Origin of the sequence: Burkholderia crassaminum, assembly GCF_964265005.1 — a bacterium.
Lineage (GTDB): Bacteria > Pseudomonadota > Gammaproteobacteria > Burkholderiales > Burkholderiaceae > Burkholderia.
This window is the reverse complement of sequence record NZ_OZ183800.1, coordinates 651,374-669,794: the sequence shown is the minus strand read 5'-3', so window position 1 is coordinate 669,794 and position 18,421 is coordinate 651,374. Positions and strand designations below refer to the sequence as shown.

Annotated in this window: 15 protein-coding genes; 3 read left to right on the top strand and 12 right to left on the bottom strand. The window is 65.7% G+C overall.

What is annotated here, in order from left to right; translation table 11 throughout:
- The first annotated feature begins 2 nt into the window (after positions 1-2).
- Positions 3-1,013, top strand: a complete 1,011-nt coding sequence (locus ACPTTF_RS20065) for an inorganic phosphate transporter (protein ID WP_423367899.1) — start codon at positions 3-5, stop codon at positions 1,011-1,013.
- A gap of 18 nt (positions 1,014-1,031) precedes the next feature.
- Here the strand turns inward: ACPTTF_RS20065 and cysS are convergent, their stop codons facing one another.
- The 4 genes from cysS to betC all read right to left on the bottom strand — a co-directional run bounded on the left by cysS (position 1,032) and on the right by betC (position 6,773).
- Positions 1,032-2,444: a cysteine--tRNA ligase gene (gene cysS / locus ACPTTF_RS20060; RefSeq protein ID WP_423367898.1), complete on the bottom strand. Its 1,413-nt coding sequence runs from the start codon at positions 2,442-2,444 to the stop codon at positions 1,032-1,034.
- 384 nt (positions 2,445-2,828) lie between these two features.
- Positions 2,829-3,968: a porin gene (locus tag ACPTTF_RS20055; RefSeq protein WP_423367897.1), complete on the bottom strand. Its 1,140-nt coding sequence runs from the start codon at positions 3,966-3,968 to the stop codon at positions 2,829-2,831.
- A gap of 258 nt (positions 3,969-4,226) precedes the next feature.
- On the bottom strand, positions 4,227-5,192 hold the full coding sequence (gene choX, locus ACPTTF_RS20050; protein WP_423367896.1) for a choline ABC transporter substrate-binding protein: 966 nt from the start codon (positions 5,190-5,192) through the stop codon (positions 4,227-4,229).
- A gap of 45 nt (positions 5,193-5,237) precedes the next feature.
- Entirely contained in the window at positions 5,238-6,773 is a 1,536-nt protein-coding gene (gene betC / locus ACPTTF_RS20045) for a choline-sulfatase (RefSeq protein WP_423367895.1), read from the bottom strand.
- Positions 6,774-7,035: 262 nt separating this feature from the next.
- On the opposite strand from betC, the gene ACPTTF_RS20040 reads away from it, so the two are divergent.
- Entirely contained in the window at positions 7,036-7,941 is a 906-nt protein-coding gene (locus ACPTTF_RS20040; protein WP_166965239.1) for a choline sulfate utilization transcriptional regulator, read from the top strand.
- Positions 7,942-8,208: 267 nt separating this feature from the next.
- The gene (gene purU, locus ACPTTF_RS20035) at positions 8,209-9,093 is read left to right on the top strand and encodes a formyltetrahydrofolate deformylase (RefSeq protein ID WP_166965241.1); all 885 of its coding nucleotides are present in this window, start codon (positions 8,209-8,211) and stop codon (positions 9,091-9,093) included.
- 21 nt (positions 9,094-9,114) lie between these two features.
- Here purU and ACPTTF_RS20030 read toward each other — a convergent pair whose 3' ends face one another.
- The 8 genes from ACPTTF_RS20030 to ACPTTF_RS19995 all read right to left on the bottom strand — a co-directional run bounded on the left by ACPTTF_RS20030 (position 9,115) and on the right by ACPTTF_RS19995 (position 18,418).
- Positions 9,115-10,107, bottom strand: coding sequence for a DMT family transporter (locus ACPTTF_RS20030; protein WP_423367894.1), 993 nt, complete (start codon positions 10,105-10,107; stop codon positions 9,115-9,117).
- 166 nt (positions 10,108-10,273) lie between these two features.
- Positions 10,274-10,891 carry a TetR/AcrR family transcriptional regulator gene (locus ACPTTF_RS20025; RefSeq protein WP_423367893.1) on the bottom strand — a complete coding sequence of 206 codons (618 nt, stop codon included), beginning with the start codon at positions 10,889-10,891 and terminating at the stop codon, positions 10,274-10,276.
- Positions 10,892-11,098: 207 nt separating this feature from the next.
- Positions 11,099-12,754, bottom strand: coding sequence for an APC family permease (locus ACPTTF_RS20020; RefSeq protein ID WP_423367892.1), 1,656 nt, complete (start codon positions 12,752-12,754; stop codon positions 11,099-11,101).
- 225 nt (positions 12,755-12,979) lie between these two features.
- On the bottom strand, positions 12,980-13,843 hold the full coding sequence (locus ACPTTF_RS20015) for a glycine betaine ABC transporter substrate-binding protein (protein WP_423367891.1): 864 nt from the start codon (positions 13,841-13,843) through the stop codon (positions 12,980-12,982).
- Between the two features lie 133 nt (positions 13,844-13,976).
- Positions 13,977-15,125, bottom strand: coding sequence for an FAD-binding oxidoreductase (locus ACPTTF_RS20010; protein WP_423367890.1), 1,149 nt, complete (start codon positions 15,123-15,125; stop codon positions 13,977-13,979).
- 47 nt (positions 15,126-15,172) lie between these two features.
- Positions 15,173-16,414, bottom strand: a complete 1,242-nt coding sequence (locus ACPTTF_RS20005; RefSeq protein WP_166965253.1) for an aromatic ring-hydroxylating oxygenase subunit alpha — start codon at positions 16,412-16,414, stop codon at positions 15,173-15,175.
- A 52-nt stretch (positions 16,415-16,466) separates the two neighbouring features.
- Positions 16,467-17,252, bottom strand: a complete 786-nt coding sequence (locus tag ACPTTF_RS20000; RefSeq protein WP_423367889.1) for an electron transfer flavoprotein subunit beta/FixA family protein — start codon at positions 17,250-17,252, stop codon at positions 16,467-16,469.
- Entirely contained in the window at positions 17,249-18,418 is a 1,170-nt protein-coding gene (locus ACPTTF_RS19995; RefSeq protein WP_423367888.1) for an electron transfer flavoprotein subunit alpha/FixB family protein, read from the bottom strand. The genes ACPTTF_RS20000 and ACPTTF_RS19995 overlap by 4 nt, the downstream gene beginning before the upstream one ends.
- Positions 18,419-18,421 lie beyond the last annotated feature (3 nt).

The window sequence follows — 18,421 nt, the reverse complement described above, 5'->3', positions numbered from 1 at the left end:
AGATGCATTCGATACAACTCGCCCTCTGGATGGTCGCGACGCTGGTACTCGTCGCGCTCGTATTCGATTTCATGAACGGCTTTCACGACGCGGCGAACTCGATCGCCACCGTCGTGTCCACCGGGGTGCTGAAGCCCCAGCAAGCCGTGGTGTTCGCGGCGGCGTTCAACGTCATCGCGTATTTCATCTTCCACCTGAAAGTCGCGCAAACCGTCGGTAAAGGCACGATCGATCCCGAGATCGTCGACCACTACGTCGTGTTCGGCGCGCTGGTCGGTGCGATCGGCTGGAACGTGATCACGTGGTACTACGGGATTCCGTCGAGCTCGTCGCATGCGCTGATCGGCGGCCTCGTCGGCGCAGCGCTCGCCAAGTCGGGCTGGGGTTCGCTGAACATCGACGGGCTGCTGAAGACCGTCGCGTTCATCTTCATTTCGCCGCTGCTCGGCTTCATCCTCGGTTCGCTGTTCATGCTCGGCGTGTCATGGCTGTATTTCCGCACCGCGCCCAGCAAGGTCGACCGGCGCTTCCGCCGGCTGCAACTGCTGTCGGCCGGGCTGTACAGCCTCGGCCACGGCGGCAACGACGCGCAGAAGACGATCGGCATCATCTGGATGCTGCTGATCGCGTCGGGCTATGCGTCGGCGACCGCCGATGCGCCGCCGGCGTGGGTGATCGGCGCGTGCTACCTGTCGATGGGCCTCGGCACGCTGTTCGGCGGCTGGCGCATCGTGCGCACGATGGGCCAGAAGATCACGAAGCTCAAGCCGGTCGGTGGTTTCTGTGCGGAAACCGGCGGCGCGATGACGCTGTTCCTCGCGTCGTTCCTCGGCATTCCGGTGTCGACCACGCACACGATCACCGGCGCGATCGTCGGCGTCGGCGCGACGCAGAAGCTGTCGGCCGTGCGCTGGGGCGTGGCCGGCAACATCGTGTGGGCGTGGGTGCTCACGCTGCCGGCGGCCGCGCTGTTCGCCGCCGGTGGATGGTGGCTCGGGCACCGGATCTTCTGACGCAGGCGGCCATGGACTTCACCGCGGCGGGACGCCCGCTTCGGTCGAGTCGATGGCGATGCCGAACACGCGTTGACCTTCCGGGGTGTCCTCGACTCGCCAGCCCTCGACGCTCAACGCTTCCCGAATCCGGTCGGCTTGCGCCCAGTCCCTGGCCGCCCTCGCGCGCTCGCGATCGCCGAGCAACATGCGAACGTGTTCCGGAATGTCGAACGCAACCGGCCTCCATTCGCGCAAACCGAGGCCGAGCACCGCGTCGAAGCTGTCCACGGTCGCTTTCAGCGTCGCGGGTGGCAGGTCGCTCCGGACCAGATCCCAGAGCACCGCGAGCGCCCTGGGCAGATTCAGGTCCTCGTTCACTTCGGCGTCGAAACGCGCGGCGAACTCCGTATCGACGCGCCCTCCGTCCGGCCAGCCGGCATAGAGATGCCGAAGCCGATTCAGCGCGGTGTGTGCCGCATCGAGCGACGCCCACGTGAAATGCAGCTTGCTCCGGTAATGGGCCGTCAGGCACAGATAACGGTACGCGAGCGGATCGACATTCCGGCTCTGCAAGGTCTGCAGACGAACGAAATCGCCGCTCGACTTCGACATCTTCGTATCGGCGTCGAGCGTCAGAAAGTGCCCGTGCATCCAGTAATTCGCGAGCTGCGTGCCGTGGGCCGCGCGAGTCTGCGCGATCTCGTTGCTGTGATGCACGGCGATATGATCCTCGCCGCCGCAATGGATATCGAATAACGTCCCGAGATACTTCGCCGACATCGCCGAGCATTCGATATGCCAGCCCGGAAAGCCGCGACCCCACGGGCTGTCCCATTCCATCTGCCGCTTGACGCCGGCCGGGCTGAACTTCCACAACGCAAAATCCGTAATGTTCCGCTTCTCGCCCAGCGCAACCCGCTTGCCCGCCTGCAACCCTGCGCGGTCGAGCCGCGCGAGATAACCGTAGTCGTCCTGCCGACTGGTGTCGAAGTAGAGGCCATCGTCCGTCCGATACACGTAGCCGGCCCGGTCGAGCGTATCGATGAACGCGATCTGCTCGGCGATGTGATCCGTCGCGCGGCACCAGACCGTCGGCTCGAGCAGGCGAAGCGCGCGCCAGTCCCGGACGAACGCCTCGGTGTAGCGCCGGGCAATGGCCCACGCCGATTCGCCGGTCCGGCGGCTGCCCTTTTCCATCTTGTCTTCGCCTTCGTCCGCATCCGAAGTCAGGTGGCCGACATCGGTGATATTGACGACGTGCCGGACCTCGTATCCGTTGCGCACCAGTACGCGACGCAGGAGATCCTCGAACACGTAGGTTCTCAGGTTGCCGATGTGGGCATCGTCGTAGACCGTCGGGCCGCAGCAGTACAGGCCGACCTGTCCGGCATGGATTGGCGTGAACGGGCGCACGGTACGCGACCAGGTGTCATACAGCGCAAGCGGCATCGAGTTTCTCCGTCCCGAAGGTGTCGGCCCAAAAACAAAAAGGCCGCCTGTTTTGCATCACAGGCGGCCGGAAGGCGATTGCTTGAATGTTTAGCGAGTTCGCTAGACGCAAATTCCCCCTGGCACGTTCTGACAACATGCACGGAGCAGCGAGGAGAGGGAATTAGCGCGATCAAGCATGGGGACGATGCTAGCGTCTATAGACGGCAATGGTCAATACCATTGCATTGCCGTTGCCGGCGATGGCCCCGGGGCGGTGGCCAGGCGGTCGGCACCGACAGGATGCATTTCATGCCCGTTCACACCCGTCAAAAAAAAGCGCGAACCTCGGTTCGCGCCAAAGAGAGACCTCGCTGAAGACGTCACAACCCCACACCACCCCGCTCAGAACGAATGCCGCATCCCGATCCGCACGTCGGCCTGCGTCTGCGTCGTCGACGGCGTGAAGCTGTAGCCGATCACCGCATCCACACCTTGCGACGCGCGCAGGTAATCGCCGGAGACGTACACGTCGGTGCGCTTCGACAGCATGTAATGCAGGCCCGCCGTGCCCTGGTTCCAGTGATGGCCTTCGAAGCGCGTGTGCTGGTAGCCGGCAATCAGGCTCAACGCCGGCGTGAACTGGTACGAGCCGCCGCCTTCATAGACCTGCATGTGCGACGACTGGCCGAAGCCCTTGATCGTCGTGTACGAGAAGTTGCCGTCGAGCGTCAGCTTGCCGATCGTGTAGCTCGTGCCGATGCCGAACGTGCCCTGGCTGTCGACATCCATCGGCGTGTTCGCGAACAGGTCGGTGCGTGCGCCGGTCGCCGGATCGACGGTCACCGTCTGCTGGCCGAGGAACGTGTGCGTGCCGATCATCGCGTACGGGTCGAACGCATAGATGCCGTTCGGGTTGTTCAGGCGCGTGTACGCGGCGCCGATCGAGAAGTCGCCCTTCGTGAAGCTCGCGCCCGCGCTCCATGCGCTGTTGCGGTGGAAGTTGCCGGCGACGTTGCCGAACGAGTACATCGCGCCGAACTTGAAGCCGCTGAGATCGTTCGACAGGAACTTCACCGAGTTCGGCAGGCGATCGCCGTTGAAGCGGTCGAAGTCGCCCTGGTGGATCGCGTAGCCGCTGCCCCACGCGGAGATGTTGTAGATCGACACGAGTTCGTTCGTGATGTCGAGCTGGTTGCCGAACGACAGCGTGCCCCAGTCGTTCTGCAGGCCGACGTACGCCTGCCGGCCGAACTCGGAACCGCCGAAGCCGAGTTGCCCGGTACCTAGCCGGAAGCCGCTCTCGAGCGTGAACACGGCCTTCAGGCCGCCGCCGAGGTCTTCCGTGCCCTTGAGGCCGAAGCGGTTTCCGTACGCGACGCCGTCGTCGAACTTGACGACGTGCGAGCCGCCCGTGTTGTTCACGTACGTGATGCCCGCGTCGAGAATCCCGTACAGCGTCACGCTGCTCTGCGCATGCCCGATGGCGGGAATGCAGGCCGCGCATGCAAGCGCGGCGGCTACGGCAACTTTCGTGTGCTTCATTGTCGACCACCCTCCCTGAACCGTTCGATGGAAAGAATCTCGTCCCGGCGCGTGCCGCGATACGCCGGTGGATTCGAATTCGGTACGCCCGCTGGCTTCGGCATTTCGTTTTCCGCAATAACGCAGCCATTGGCGAAAAATACAAACCCATATTTCGGGTCACCCGTCTGAAGGCGACACCAAATGGTCACGATGCGACCGGTCGGGAAAACACGTAGACGGGCGGCGCGGTAAATCCGGCCGCCCGGAGGGAGGGAATCAGCGACCGTCGAGGGCCGCGCGCACGGCCGGCAGGCCCGGTGCGCCGGCTGTCGTCGTCACGCCGTCCAGCCAGCCGGCAACCAGCGCCGGGTCGGCTTTCAGCGCATGCTGAGCCGCGAGCGCGGGCGATGTCTTGTGGTCGAGCATGTCGGCGATCATCCGGTTCTCGACGTCGACGGAAAACGTCATCTGCCGGAACAGCCGCGCCAGGTTCGCGCACTGGCCGGCGAACCCGGCGCGCGTGACCGTATTGACCGTTGCGCCGCCGTAGTTCGGCCCGAAATACGCATCGCCGCCCGACAGGTAGGTCAGGTGAAACTTCGTGTTCATCAGATGCGGCTCCCATGCAAGGAACACGATCCAGCGTTTGTCGCGCACCGCGCGCTCCACCTGCGTGAGCATGCCCGTCTCGCTCGATTCGACGAGCGACCAGTTCGCGGCCCCAAGCGCATGGTCGGACAGCATCCGCTTGATGTTCTGGTTCGCGGGCGCGCCGGGCTCGATCCCGTAGATCTTGCCGCCGAAGCGGTCCGCGTAGCGCGCGAGATCGGCGAACGTATGCACGCCGGCGGCCGCCACGTAGTCGGGCACCGCGAGCGTAAACTTCGCGCCGCTCAGGTTCGCGTGCAACACGTCGATCGACTTCTCGTCGACGAACGGCTTCACGAGCGGCGCCTGCGCGGGCATCCAGTTGCCGAGGAACACGTCGACCTGCCCCTTCTTGAGCCCCTGGTACGTGATCGGCACCGACAGGTTCGCCACGTCCTGCCGGTAGCCGAGCGCCTTCAGCACGACGCCCGCCATCGCGTTCGTCGCATCGATGTCGGTCCAGCCGGGCGCCGCCATCTTCACGTCGCCGCACGTCTGCGGGTCGGCTGCGTGCGCGGCCTGCGTCGTCATCACGCACGCGGCCGCGGCAAGCGCCGCGCCGATCCGGATTGCTGCATTGCATCGCCGTTCCATCTTCCGCTTCCTCCGTCGTTCGTCAGTGATCGCGATACGGGACGCTCAGCGCCCGACGCGCGGAAAGCGCGCCATCGCCTCGAGCGTGTCGAGTTCGATGTGATTGCGCATGTAGCGCTGGCTCGCGTCGGTGAACGGCTGCCAGTCCCACGCGTGGATGCGGCCCTGCGTCGTCGCCGCGTAATGGAAGCGCCGGCGCCGCTGGCTCGCGCGCACCTGCCGGTCCAGTTCGGGCAGGTTCCAGCGCTGCGCGGCTTGCGCGCGGAACGCGGCGAGCACGTCGGCGGCTTCCGGCGTGCCGGCGAGGTTCGTGAGTTCGCGCGGATCGTCGGCGAGGTGGTAGAGCTGGTCGGGGTCAAGCGGGCAATGCACGTACTTCCAGTCGCCGCGGCGGATCATCACGACCGGCGCGACCGCACCTTCCGCGAGGTATTCGCCGAGCGCGACGTCGTGCGCCGGCGTGCCGTGCAGGTGCGGCACGAGGCTTGCGCCATCGACAGGGTCGGGCCAGCCGCCGGCGGGCGCAGCGCCGGCCAGATCGACGAGCGTCGGCAGCAGGTCGAGGTGCGACACCGGCCCGCGCACGCGCGCGGCGCCGAAGCGGCCCGGCGCATGCACGATCAGCGGCACGCGGCAGCCACCTTCGAAGAACGTCATCTTGTACCAGAGCCCGCGTTCACCGAGCATGTCGCCGTGGTCGGACGTGACGATCACGATCGTGTCGTCGGCGAATCCGCATTGTTCGAGCGCGGCCAGCACGCTGCCGAACTGCGTGTCGACGTAGGACGTCGCGCCGTAGTACGCATGGCGCGCGGCGCGGATCTGGGCGTCGGTGGGCGGCGTGCGGTCGTTCTCGCAGACGAAGCGCAGCCGCTGCGAATGCGGGTCGCTTTCCGCCGCATCGAGCCGCACGGCGGGCATGTCGATCTCTTCGTCGCGGTACAGATCCCAGTATTCGCGCGTGATCGCATACGGGTCGTGCGGATGGGTCAGCGACACGACCATGCAGAACGGCCGCACATCGTGCCCGGCCGCACGCTCGCGCGCGACATCGTACAGCTTCTGCTTCGCGGCGAACGTGACCTCGTCGTCGAAATCGAGCTGGTTCGTGCGCACGCACGGGCCCGCGTCGAGCACCGAACTCATGTTGTGATACCAGCTCGGCCGCTCGGCCGGGCTGTCCCAGTCGGGCACCCAGCCGAAATCGGCCGGATAGATGTCGGTCGTGAGCCGCTCCTCGAAGCCGTGCAACTGGTCGGGCCCGCAGAAATGCATCTTGCCGGACAGCATCGTCCGGTAGCCGCCTGCGCGCAGGTAGTGTGCGAACGTCAGCGTTTGCGCCGGCAATTCGGCGGCGTTATCGTAGGCGCCGATCCCCGACGGCAGCTTGCCGGTCAGCAGCGAGAAACGCGACGGCGCGCACAGCGGGCTCGCACAGTAAGCGGCGTCGAACACCACGCCTTGCGCGGCGAGACGGTCCAGCGTCGGCGTGCGCGCCACGCGATTGCCGTAGGCCGGCAGCGCGAACGGCGTGAGCTGGTCGGCCATCAGGATCAGGATGTTGGGTGTCGGGTTCGTCATCGGCTGTCGTGGGAAAAACGGTGTTCGAATGGAACGGCGCGCCGCTCGTGCGGCGAGACGTCCGGCATGACGGAAGCGGCTCGACGAAAGTGCCGCGCGGGCTAGAATCGCGGGATGCGTTGCGTGCCACCCGTGGAGCGGGATGTGAAGCGGGCTGTGAAACGGCCTGTGAAGCACGCACGCCGCACCGTCCGATGCACTATCGCCCGCCCGAATTCGCGCGGGTAGGCGTCCGGCCCTTATGGGGCCATTAGAGAGACTTATGTCGAAATCCGAACCGTTACCGTCGATGCAGGCGCTGCGCGCGTTCGAATCGGCCGCCCGGCTCGCGAGCTTCACGGCCGCTGCGCGCGAGCTCGGCTCCACCCAGCCGGCCGTGAGCCAGCAGGTGTTCCAGCTCGAGGCCGAACTGGGCGTGCCGCTGTTCGAGCGCAGCCCGCGCGGCGTCACGCTGACGGCCGACGGCCAGTGCCTGTACGAAGCCGTGCGGGTGAGCCTCGACACGCTGCGCGGCGCCACCGCGACACTGCGGGCGCGCCGCGAGCACGGGGCGCTCACGATCGTCACCGACTTCGGCTTCGCGACCTACTGGCTGATGCCGCGCCTGGCCGGGCTGAAGCGCGTGATGCCGGATGTCGACGTGCGCGTCGTCACGTCACAGGATTACGACGCGCAGCGCGACCACGGCGACATCGCGATCCTGTTCGGCGACGGCCACTGGCCGTCGTGCACCGCCGCGCGGCTCTTTCCGGAATCGGTCACGCCCGTGTGCTCGCCCGCGTTCCGCGACGCGCACCCGCACGTCGCACGCGCCGACCACCTGCTCGCGTTGCCGTTGCTGCACGTGCAGCCGACGCGCCCCGAACGCTGGCTGTCGTGGTCCGGCTGGTTCGACGCGCACGGCCTCGATACGGCAGCCGCCGCGCGCGGCGTGACCTTCAACAGCTACGCGCTCGTGATCCATGCGGCGCTGCTCGGCGAAGGTGTCGCGCTCGGCTGGGCGCCGCTCGTCGACGAACTCGTCGCGTCCGGGCAGCTCGTGAAGCTCGTCGACGCGCCGGTCGTCACGTCGCGCGGCTACTTCCTGGTACGGCCGCCGCAGCGGCCCGAGCCGGACGCGACCCACGTGTTCCGGCGCTGGCTGCTCGACGCGTGCGCGCCGGCCTGAACGGCCGGCCGTCCGGCCGTCCGGCGGGCGGCTACCCGTCTGACGCCCGCTGGGCCGGCCGCGCCCGCCCCGCCTGGCGCCTCCCCTGAGCCGCCTGACGCCCCGCTGCCGCCCGGCCGCGTTGGCGCGCCGATACCAGCCACACGGCGCGTTGGTTCTATCCGCCCCAAAATCGTCCTGATTTACTTGAGCCTCCCGCTACCCGCGTAGCGTGGCGCCCCGTCGCGCCGCCGCGCGGGTTGCGTTCCATGACATCCGAGGAACCTCATGACCGCCGACTCACGCCCCGATCAATTCGTCCTGACGCTGTCGTGCCCGAGCGCGGCCGGCCAGGTCGCCGCCGTCGTCGGCTTTCTCGAGCGCCATCGCTGCTATGTCGATGCGCTGAACGTGTTCGACGACGATCTCAGCAACCACTTCTTCGTGCGCTGCGTGTTTCATCCGACGGATGAAACGCTGCAGATCGACGCACTGCGCCAGGAATTCGCGCCGATCGCGGCCGCGCTCGGCGGTGGCGAAGGCGACACGCAATGGGCGATTCACGACGTGAACGCACGGCCGAAGGTGCTGATCATGGTGTCGAAGCTCGAGCACTGCCTCGCGGACCTGCTGTTCCGCTGGCGGATGGGCGAGCTGAAGATGGACATCGTCGGCATCGTGTCGAACCATCCCGACTTCGAGCCGCTGGCCGCGCAGCACGGGCTGCCGTTCCGCCACTTCCCGATCACGGCCGATACGAAGGCGCAGCAGGAAGCGCAGTGGCTCGACTTCTTCGAGTCGAGCGGCGCCGAGCTCGTGATCCTCGCGCGCTACATGCAGGTGCTGTCGCAGGAAACCAGCGCGAAGCTCGCGAACCGCGCGATCAACATCCATCATTCGTTCCTGCCCGGCTTCAAGGGCGCGAAGCCGTATCACCAGGCGCATGCGCGCGGCGTGAAGCTGATCGGCGCGACCGCGCACTTCGTCACCGACGATCTCGACGAAGGCCCGATCATCGAGCAGGTCGTCGAGCGCGTCGATCATGCGCTGCGCCCCGAGCAGTTGCTCGCGGTGGGGCGTGACGTCGAAAGCATCACGCTCGCGCGTGCCGTGAAGGCGTTCATCGAGCGCAGGGTGTTCCTGAACGGCGACCGGACGGTGGTGTTTTCGTAAGCGGGCGGGCTTTGCCGCCCGTCACGCGGAAGCCGACGGCACGCGCGCATGCGGCATGCCGATTCGTCGTGCCCGGCGTCGCAGATAGAGGTTGTTGAGGATCAGCGCCACGCCCGTCAGCGCGGCGCCCAGGATCTGCGCGCGGTTGGGCACCACGCCCGTGACCGCGGATACGATGAATGCCGTGATGGGCACGATGTCCATGAACAGCACGCCGTTCATCGGCCCCAGGTTCCGGTTGCCCGTCATCCACAGCAGGATCGCGCCGAAGCCGGCCACCGGCCCCATGTACGCGAGATGCGGCAGCACTGCGTGCACCGCGGCGAGTGACGGTGCCGCGATCCGGTGCGTGACGATCAGCACCAGGTTGACCGCGACGATCGTGGTCAATCCGAGCCACGTCGTGAAGGTCGTGTATTTCAGTGCGGACCATTTCGTAAACCGCGCTGCGCCGAACGTATAGACGACCCAGCACAGTGCGCCGACGACAATCAGCGCATTGGCCGCGTAATGCTGCGGTTCGTGCAGTGCCGCGATCACATCGCCGCGCGTGATGACGAGCGCGACGCCGGTAAAGGACAGCACGACGAACAGCACCGACACCGGCGCCGGCGCGACGCGCCGCACCAGCGCGTTGAGCAGCAGCCCCATCATCGGCTGCGTCGCCATCATGATCGACGCGGTCAGCGCGCCCTCGTCGCCGGCCAGCTGCTGCCCCAGGAACACGAACGAACCGAATCCGCAGAAGCCGATCGATCCGAGCAGCCAGGCGAGCGCCACGGGCTCACCGGCCGAACGGAACGCACCGGGCCCTTCGACGATCCGCAGCAACGCGAGGAAGCCCATGCCGGCGATCAGATAGCGCAGCGACGTGAACGTGAAGGGATCGATGTACCGCAATGCATCGGTCATCACCGGAAACATCGCGCCCATCAGGATCGTCGCGGTCACACATGCGACGACGCCTTTCCCGTACGCGTTCGCGGCGGGCGTTGCGAGTGTTGTGTCATTCATGACTGATCATTCCCAAATTAATTGAAAAATGATGCCGGTGCGGCTGCGCGCAGCGGCAGTGTCGTATCAACATCCTTATCGTTCTTGCCTGCCCTTCACGGTCTCAATGCGGGCACCCGGCATACCTCACATTTGAAACCGATCATTCTCAAAATAGTCAAAAAAATCAGGTCAGCGCCCGCATCGCGATATCGACGATCGAGGCCAGCTCCGACTCCGATGCACGCGACTTGCCCAACACCCGCATGCCCTGGATCAGGCACAGCAGGAACCGGCCCACTTCCTCCGGATCGAGATTCCGGTCGAAATCGCCCGACTGCTGGCCGCGTGCGACGGCCAGGCTGAATTGCGTACCGATGCGCAGCAGGGTCGACTCGATGTACGGGCGCAGCACGTCGTCGCCGGGCAGGAGTTCGACCGCCGAATTCGTGATGAAGCAGCCGCGTCGTTCCGACAGCCGCACTCCGATTTCCGTGTAGTACAGGAGCGCCTCCCTGAGTGCCTGCCGTGGCGGCAGATCCGCCGCGAGACGCTCCTTGAGCCGTGCAATCGCACCTTCCGCATAACGGTCGAACGCGGCGACCAGCAACCCGTGCTTGTCGCCGAAGGTGCGGTACAGGCTGCCGCGAAAAACGCCGGTGGCTTCGCACAACGCGTCGATCGACGTCGCGTGATACCCCTGCTCCCAGAACACGCGTGCTGCCGCGTCGATCACCTCGTCGGTGTCGAATTCGCGTGGACGGCCCCTGTCGCGGGCGCCGGAAGATGTCGAGGTCGGGCTCATGGAGACGGATATTAGAACTGATCGTTCTCAAAATCAAGTGACCACGCTCACGGTCCTGCGCCGCCCACACCGGCAATGGTGCCGGCCCTGAACGACAAAAAACCCGACCGGTTGCAAGCCGGTCGGGCTTCGTTGCTTGCCGCAAGCTCGATCGCGACGCCCGTGTGCGGTTTCCGGGCGGCGCGCACCGTTACACGGCCTGACGCGTCACTTCCCCCACGCAAAGTAATACGACAGCCAGATCGTCAGCCCCGCGCCAACCAGTGCCGCATAAGGCATCAGGTTCAGCCACATCCCGCGCTTCGGCACTTCGAGCTCCATGTCGCGCTGCATCTGCGCGGGGAACCGGCCGCGATCCTGCCAGTAGTGGCGGAACAGGAACACCGGCACGATCAGCAGCATCGCGATCAGCCCGTTGCGCAGCGTGCCTTCGCCCTGCAGATTCGCACCCGCGCCCACATAGACGAGGTTCGCGTAGCCGCAGATCGAGCCGGCGACGAGCAACCACGTCGGACAGCGGAACGGCCGATCCCAGTTGCCGCGATCCATCCGGTGGATCCAGCCCGACTGAAGATTCAGGAATACGAACAGCATGTAGCAGACGTTCGAAATCGACAGCACCGTCATGTAGTCCGACATCATCAGCAACACGAGGTTGAAGCCGAGATCGGTCCACATCGCGCGCGTGGGCGAGCCGTGCTCGTTCACGTGCGACAGGTACTTCGGCAGCCAGCCGTCGACGGAAGCCTGGTACAGCGTGCGCGACGAGCCCATCATCGACGTCATCACGATCAGCAGGATCGACAGCATCAGCATCACGACGACCGCGTTCGCGACCCACGCGCCGCCGCCGACGATCTTCGCCATCGCGGCCGCGACGCCGGTGCCGTCGCCGATCGACGGATCGAGCATCGCCTGCGTGCCGAGCGCGCCCTGGAACGCCATCGGCACGAGCGTCATCACGACGAGGCACAACGCGCCCGACCAGAAGATCGCCTTGGCGGTATCGCGACGCGGATCGCGGAATTCACGCGTGTAGCAGACGGCCGTCTCGAAGCCGTACGACGCCCAGCCGGCCATGAACATCGCGCCAAGGGCCATCGTGACGCCCTGCCCGTTCCACGTACCGAACGTCGCGGCCGTGAGATTGCCGTGCGCGTCGTGACCGAGCGGCAGCAGCGGGAGCAGGTTCGACATCGGTACGTCGCCCGTGACGAACGGCACGATGCCGACGATCAGCAGCGGCGTGAGCGACGCGATGCCGAGAATGCGCTGCGTGCGCGCAGCCTTCGATGCACCGCTGTGTTGAAGCTTGAACGTGATGAGAAGCAGGATCGTCGCGATGATGAACGTCGCATTGATCCGCAGGGACAGACCCGGCTTGATGAACCCGAGATCCGCAATCTTGAGCTGCCACTGCAGCACCGCCGCATTGGCGGGAAAGAGACTCGTGAGCGCATAGCTCGCCGCGAGGCCGCAGCCGAGCGCGAGCATCGGCGACCACGCGAGCCAGTTGCACCACACGGAAACCGGGGCGATCAGCTTGCTGTAACGGACCCAGCCGATCGCGCCATACACGGACGCGCCGCCCGATTTATGGGGAAATAGTCCCGATATTTCCGCATAAGTCGCGCTTTGAATCAGCCCCATCGTGATCGCGGCGATCCAGATCGCCCACGCGGGCTGGCCGATCGTCGCGCATACGCCGCCGATCGTGAACAGCACGCCTGCCGGCACGCCGCTCGTTACCCAAAAAGCGTCTTTCCAAGTCAGGCCACGATGCAGCGTGTGGCCCGTCGAATCATGTGAGATGGTTGCCTCAACATCACTGGTGCTGTTCGCACGCAGTCCTGCCTGACTCATCCAATTCCTCCTCTCGAGCAGAGTTAGCGCTTCAGCGCTTACTCTGGTCCGATGCAAAGCAGATGACTCCGCACAAGGGCGCTAGTGTAACAACTTACGCACTTTTCTGCAGAATCAAAAAAATAATTCCGGGATACGACCGCATCGCAGTACGATTATTTCGTTATCCTGCCGATCAATCCCGGACTGTCTCTTCGTCTTTTTATTGCGGCGAATCGTCGCGGCTTACTGCGCGCCTTCCGTCCACGAATTCACGCGGTCCGCATGCGCCGCAATCCATGCATCGGCGGCCGCTTCCGGCTTCGAGCCGTTCTGGATCGCCAGCATCACGCTGTCGATTTCACCCGGCTTCCACTGGAATTTCTTCAGGAACGCGACGACCGGTTTGGCCTTCGTTTCGAGCCCCGGATTCACGACACTGTCGACGTGCTCCGCGCCGCCGAACACCTTCTTCGGATCCTCGAGGAAGCGCAGCTTCCACTTCGCGAACATCCAGTGCGGCGCCCAGCCGGTCACGATCACCGGCTTGTTCGCATTGACCGAACGCGACAACTCGGCCGTCATCGCGCTGCCCGAACTCGGCATCAGCGTATAGCTCAGGCCATAGCTCTTGATCGCGTCGTCAGTCTTGCGCATCACGCCCGCGCCTGCGTCGATACCGACGATCCGGCCGCCGAAATTACCCTTCTCCGCGTTCAGATCGTCGATGCTCTTCGCCTTCACGTACGCGGGGACGATCAGGCCGATCTTTGCATCGGGGAAGTTTGCGCCGAGGTCGACAACCTTGGCCTTGTATTCATCCCAGTAGGAGCCGTGCGTGACCGGCAGCCACGCGGACAGCGTCGCGTCGAGATCGCCGCGCGCCACGCCTTGCCACATGATCCCGGCCGCGACCGGCACGAGCTGAACCTGGTAACCGAGCTTCTTCTCGATCACGCGCGCTGCAACGTTCGACGTCGCCACGCTGTCGTCCCAGCCTTCGACGTAACCGATCTTCAGCGTGGGCTTCGTATCGGCGAGCGCCGATGCGCTGAGCGCCACCATTGCCGACAGCGCGCCGGTCCACAACAGTTTTCCGAACAGCTTCATGGTCGATCTCCTTGATGTGCGCCTGCGCGCGTTGTCTCTCTAGGTTCTTCAACCACAAATCCGCGGTATCGTTGTTTTCCGACGGATGCTTGTCCGGGCGCGACGCACCCGGACAGCCGATGGCGAGTGTCGACTACTTGTCGATCACGAGATCCGACAGCGGCTTGCTGCAGCACAGCAGCACCATCCCCTGGTCGATCTCGCGCTGGCGGATACCGCCGTTGTGCTTCATTTCAACTTGCCCCGACACGAGCTTCACCTTGCAGGTGCCGCACATGCCCTGCGTGCACGAGGCCGGCAGCCGCACGCCGGACTGGCGCGCAGCATCCAGCACGTGCTGCTCCGAGCCGCACGAAATCTCGCGATTGCTCTTTGCGAAGCTGACCGTGAACTGTTTCGTCGCCGCGTCGCCGCCTTCAGCCGGCGGTGCGAGATCGGCGAGCAGCTCGTCGCTCGCGGTTTGCGCGAGCGTTTCGAACGAGAAGCTCTCCTCGTGATACTGCTTGCGATCGAAACCGGCTTCGTCGAGCAGGTCGCGCACGGCCTTCATGTACGGCGCGGGGCCGCACGTAAAGATCTCGCGCTCCATGAAATCCGGTGCGATCAGCTTCAGCAGCGGCAGCGTCAGGAAGCCCGTGACGCCCGGCCAGTTCGTGCGCGCGCCCAGGCGCTCGACGACGAACGACGTGCGGAAATTCGTGTGATTCGACGCGATCAGGTCGAGCTCGCGCGCGAAGATGATGTCGTCCGGCGTGCGCGCGCTGTGCACGAACAGGATGTCGCGATCCTCCGCGAGGTCATGGTGCGCGCGGCTCATCGACATCAGCGGCGTGACGCCGGAGCCCGCAGACAGGAACAGGTACTTGCGCGCCGGATGCCGTGCGCACGTGAATTCGCCGGCCGGGCCGAGCACGCGCACCGCTGCGCCCGGCTGCAGGTTGTCGTGCAGCCAGTTCGACACCTTGCCGCCCGGCACGCGCTTCACCGTGATCGACACCGTGTGCGGCCGCGCCGGCGACGACGAGATCGTGTAGCAGCGGTTGATCGTTTCGCCGTCGATGTCGAGCTCGAGCGTGAGGAACTGCCCGGGTTCGAACGAGAACGAGCGGCCCTGCGGCGAACGGAAGAAGAAACTCTTCACGTCGTGCGTTTCCTGCCGCACGTGGCAGCACACCAGCGTTTCCTCGACGTCGCTCGTCCAGCGCTCGGGAAGGGCGTTCCAGAACGCCGGGCGTGTGACCCGGCTGTCCGTCGGCTCGAAGTTGGCCGCATCTCGCATCATGTCTGACTCCGCTTGTACGCTGCTAAGTGCTATTACGCTGCTAAGTACTACTCGCCGGTTTTTTCAGCGAGCCGGCCGATGTACCAGGCCGAGAATTTTTCAACGAGACCTTCCGTGAACGGCGAATACGGGCCCGGCTCGTACGCGCTGCTGGTCGCGCCGCGCTGCGAGAATTCGACGAGCGCGCGATCCTGGTCGTTGGTCGCATTCCACACGGCCGTGAGGTTCTTCACGTCGTAGTCGATGCCTTCCTTCGCGTCCTTGTGCACGAGCCACTTCGTGCGCACGAGCGTCTTGCCGGCCGACAGCGGGATCACCGAGAACGTCACGATGTGATCGCTCATGAAGTGGTGCCACGAGTTCGGCTGCGTCCAGAACGACAGCCCGCCGAGGTCGGCCTTGTCGAAGCCGCCGAGCAGCTTCTTCGATGCGACCTTCGCATCGAGCGTCTGCGATTCGCCGTGACGATCGAGCGGCAGGCGCTGCGTGCGGAAACCCGTCACGTCGAGCAGCTTCTCGATCTCTTCGGACGGCAGGCCCATTTCGGCCCACTCCTTCCCGCGGCGCACACACGTTTCAGCGAACGCATCCATGCCTTCGGCATTCGCGTCGGAACGCTGGTAGCCGAAGCCGTATTCGTACAGCGAGATGGTGAGCTCCGGATGGTTCGCGACGCAGTGATAGCACTCGCGGTTGTTCTCCATCGTGAGCTTCCAGTTGCCTTCCTCGATGATGTCGATCTGCGCGGCGATCTTCGTGTTCGGCAGGTCGTGCGGCAGCAGGTACGGCTCCATCTCGGCGCGCAGCTGCGCGAAATCGACCGGCGGCTCATCGGCGAGGCAGATGAAGATCAGGCCCGCGAGGTTCTCGACGTGGACCGACTTCAGGCTGTGCTTGCAACGGTCGAACTTCTCGCCCATGTGCTCGGCGAACATCAGCTGGCCCGTCAGGTTGTAGGTCCAGCTGTGGTACGGGCACACGATGTTGCCGACCGAGCCTTTGTCCTCGTTGCACAGGCGCGCGCCGCGGTGACGGCACACGTTGTGGAACGCGCGGATCGCCATGTCGTCGTCGCGCACGATCAGGATCGAATCGCTCCCCAGTTCCACGGTCACGTAGTCGCCCGGCTCGGGAATGTCCGGCTCGACCGCCACCTGGATCCAGTGCTGGCGGAAAATCGCCTCCATGTCGAGCGCGAAGATGTCCTCGCTCGTGTAGAACGGCGCTTCGAGGCTGTGCCCTTCCTTGCGCCGCTCGATCAATGCACGAATGTCTGCCGATACTTTCATCGTTTGCTCCGGATTCCTTGCATCCCTGGGTTCTTGCCGACAGGCATCAAAATCAGTAGTCGATGAGCTGATGCTCGCGCAAATACGCGAGGATCACTTGTGCTTTTTCGACCGAACTCCCTTCATTTACGACGTTGCCGCCACGGCTCTCGGTCGTCGTCGCGGACAGCATCCGGGCATGCCCGGAGCGCTTCTCGGCGGCGACCAGCTTTACGGGTTTACGCTCGACCGGACCGACCGTCCACGCGGCCGCGTCGGCGTCCGTGCCGGGCGCGGCGAGCGCAGGCCGGATCGCGCCGGCACGCAGCCGCGCATACGCGTAGCGCGGCTCGGCATTGGCGAGCGGATGGACGGCGATGACGGCCGGCAGCGCGGCATCGACGCGCCGCCGCAGCCCTTTCGGCAAAAATTGCCGGACCGCCGCACGGCCGCCTTCGACCGTCACGTCGACCGCCGAGCCGACCAGCGGATAGCCGAGCGTCGCGGCGATGCGATACGGCAGCATGCCGGTGTCGTACGCACCCTCGGCGCGTGTGCCGGTCAGCACGAGGTCGTAGTCTTCGACGCGCGCGGCGAGCGCATGCACGGCATCGTCGTCGTCGCGGCAGGCCAGCACCTCGACTTCCCGTGCGCCGAGCGCGAGATATTCGGCAAGCGCCGCGTTCGCGGGATCGCCCGCATGGATCACGTCGAGCTTCGCGCGATGCTGCTCGGCGAGCTGACGGCCGGTTTCGAGCGCGGCCGCGTCGTTGCGGCTATAGCGCGCGACGCCGCTGACCGGATGACGGCCGACGGACACGAGCACCGCGATGCGTTGCAAGGGGCGGGGGGCGTTCATGCGGCGACTCCTTCCGGTTCACGGGTGCCGACCGCGGCCGGCGATTCGCCACGCGCGGCGCGCGCGGCCTGCACCTGTTCGATCAGCGCGGCGATCGTCGCCTGCGCATCGCCCACCACCGTCAGGTTCGCGCGCTTCGCGATCGGCGCGCTGCCGTCGAGGTTCACCGCGATCACGTGTCGGCAGTCCTTGATCCCCTGCAGGTGCTGCACCGCGCCCGAGATGCCGAACGCGATGTACACGCTTGCCTCGACCGTCTTGCCGGTCGCACCCACCTGCTTGTCGCGCGTGAAGTGACCGTTGTCGACCGCAACGCGGCTCGCGCCGATCGCCGCGCCGAACGTGCCGGCCAGCCGCTCGAACGCGCCGATGTCCGACACGCCGTTGCCGGCCGACACGATGAAATCGGCTTCCTCGAGCGCGACCTGCGCCGCATCGATTTCGTCGAGACCGAGATCGCGGTACGGCTGCGCGGCGTCATGGGCCGGGCGGATGAAGTCGGCGGCGAGACGCTCGCCCGCGCCGACGAACGGCAGTTTCGCGTCGACCGCGTTCTGCGCGAGCAGGATCACGTCGGGCAGCGCACGGGTGGCAAACGCGCGACCGGCCTGCGCATACGCACCGACGTGCTTCGCGTCGATCTCGACGACGTGGGCCGCGACGCTTGCACCGGCGGCGGCCGCGTACCGCCGGCCGAGATCGCCGTCGCCCGTCGCGTTGTCGGGCACGAACACGTGTTTCGGCGCGAGCGCGGCCACACAGGCCTGCAATGCTTGCAGTTCGCTTTCGGGATCGAACGTGCGGCGATCGAAGCCGGTCAACTCGAGCAGCTTGTCGACGCCGAGTTCGGCCACGTCGTCCTTCAGTTCGCCGAACGCGAGCAGCGCGACTTCGGTCTGCGCGTCGGCGAGCAACGCGGCGGCGGCGATCGCCTGCCGCGAATGATCGTCGAGCGCGCCGCGCTCACTGTGCGCAACCACCAGCATCACGTGCTTCGGGTCCTGTACCGCACGGCGCGGCTTCGCGGCCGCGGCACCATGACCGTGCGCCGGCCCGTGCGCGGCATTCGCATCGGCGCTGCCTTCCTCGCCGAGCGTGATGCGCTTCAGGCCCGCAGCCGTGATGATGAACGGCCGGCGCGGATCGATTCGTTTGATCGTGTTCATCGA

Bases quoted from the DNA above. Each gene is read 5' to 3' on its own strand.
- ACPTTF_RS20065 (WP_423367899.1), top strand. From the start codon at position 3: ATGCATTCGATACAACTCGCCCTCTGGATGGTCGCGACGCTGGTACTC.
- cysS (WP_423367898.1), bottom strand. From the start codon at position 2,444: ATGCCGCTTGCGCTGTATGACACCTGGTCGCGTACCGTGCGCCCGTTC.
- ACPTTF_RS20055 (WP_423367897.1), bottom strand. From the start codon at position 3,968: ATGAAGCACACGAAAGTTGCCGTAGCCGCCGCGCTTGCATGCGCGGCC.
- choX (WP_423367896.1), bottom strand. From the start codon at position 5,192: ATGGAACGGCGATGCAATGCAGCAATCCGGATCGGCGCGGCGCTTGCC.
- betC (WP_423367895.1), bottom strand. From the start codon at position 6,773: ATGACGAACCCGACACCCAACATCCTGATCCTGATGGCCGACCAGCTC.
- ACPTTF_RS20040 (WP_166965239.1), top strand. From the start codon at position 7,036: ATGTCGAAATCCGAACCGTTACCGTCGATGCAGGCGCTGCGCGCGTTC.
- purU (WP_166965241.1), top strand. From the start codon at position 8,209: ATGACCGCCGACTCACGCCCCGATCAATTCGTCCTGACGCTGTCGTGC.
- ACPTTF_RS20030 (WP_423367894.1), bottom strand. From the start codon at position 10,107: ATGAATGACACAACACTCGCAACGCCCGCCGCGAACGCGTACGGGAAA.
- ACPTTF_RS20025 (WP_423367893.1), bottom strand. From the start codon at position 10,891: ATGAGCCCGACCTCGACATCTTCCGGCGCCCGCGACAGGGGCCGTCCA.
- ACPTTF_RS20020 (WP_423367892.1), bottom strand. From the start codon at position 12,754: ATGAGTCAGGCAGGACTGCGTGCGAACAGCACCAGTGATGTTGAGGCA.
- ACPTTF_RS20015 (WP_423367891.1), bottom strand. From the start codon at position 13,843: ATGAAGCTGTTCGGAAAACTGTTGTGGACCGGCGCGCTGTCGGCAATG.
- ACPTTF_RS20010 (WP_423367890.1), bottom strand. From the start codon at position 15,125: ATGATGCGAGATGCGGCCAACTTCGAGCCGACGGACAGCCGGGTCACA.
- ACPTTF_RS20005 (WP_166965253.1), bottom strand. From the start codon at position 16,414: ATGAAAGTATCGGCAGACATTCGTGCATTGATCGAGCGGCGCAAGGAA.
- ACPTTF_RS20000 (WP_423367889.1), bottom strand. From the start codon at position 17,252: ATGAACGCCCCCCGCCCCTTGCAACGCATCGCGGTGCTCGTGTCCGTC.
- ACPTTF_RS19995 (WP_423367888.1), bottom strand. From the start codon at position 18,418: ATGAACACGATCAAACGAATCGATCCGCGCCGGCCGTTCATCATCACG.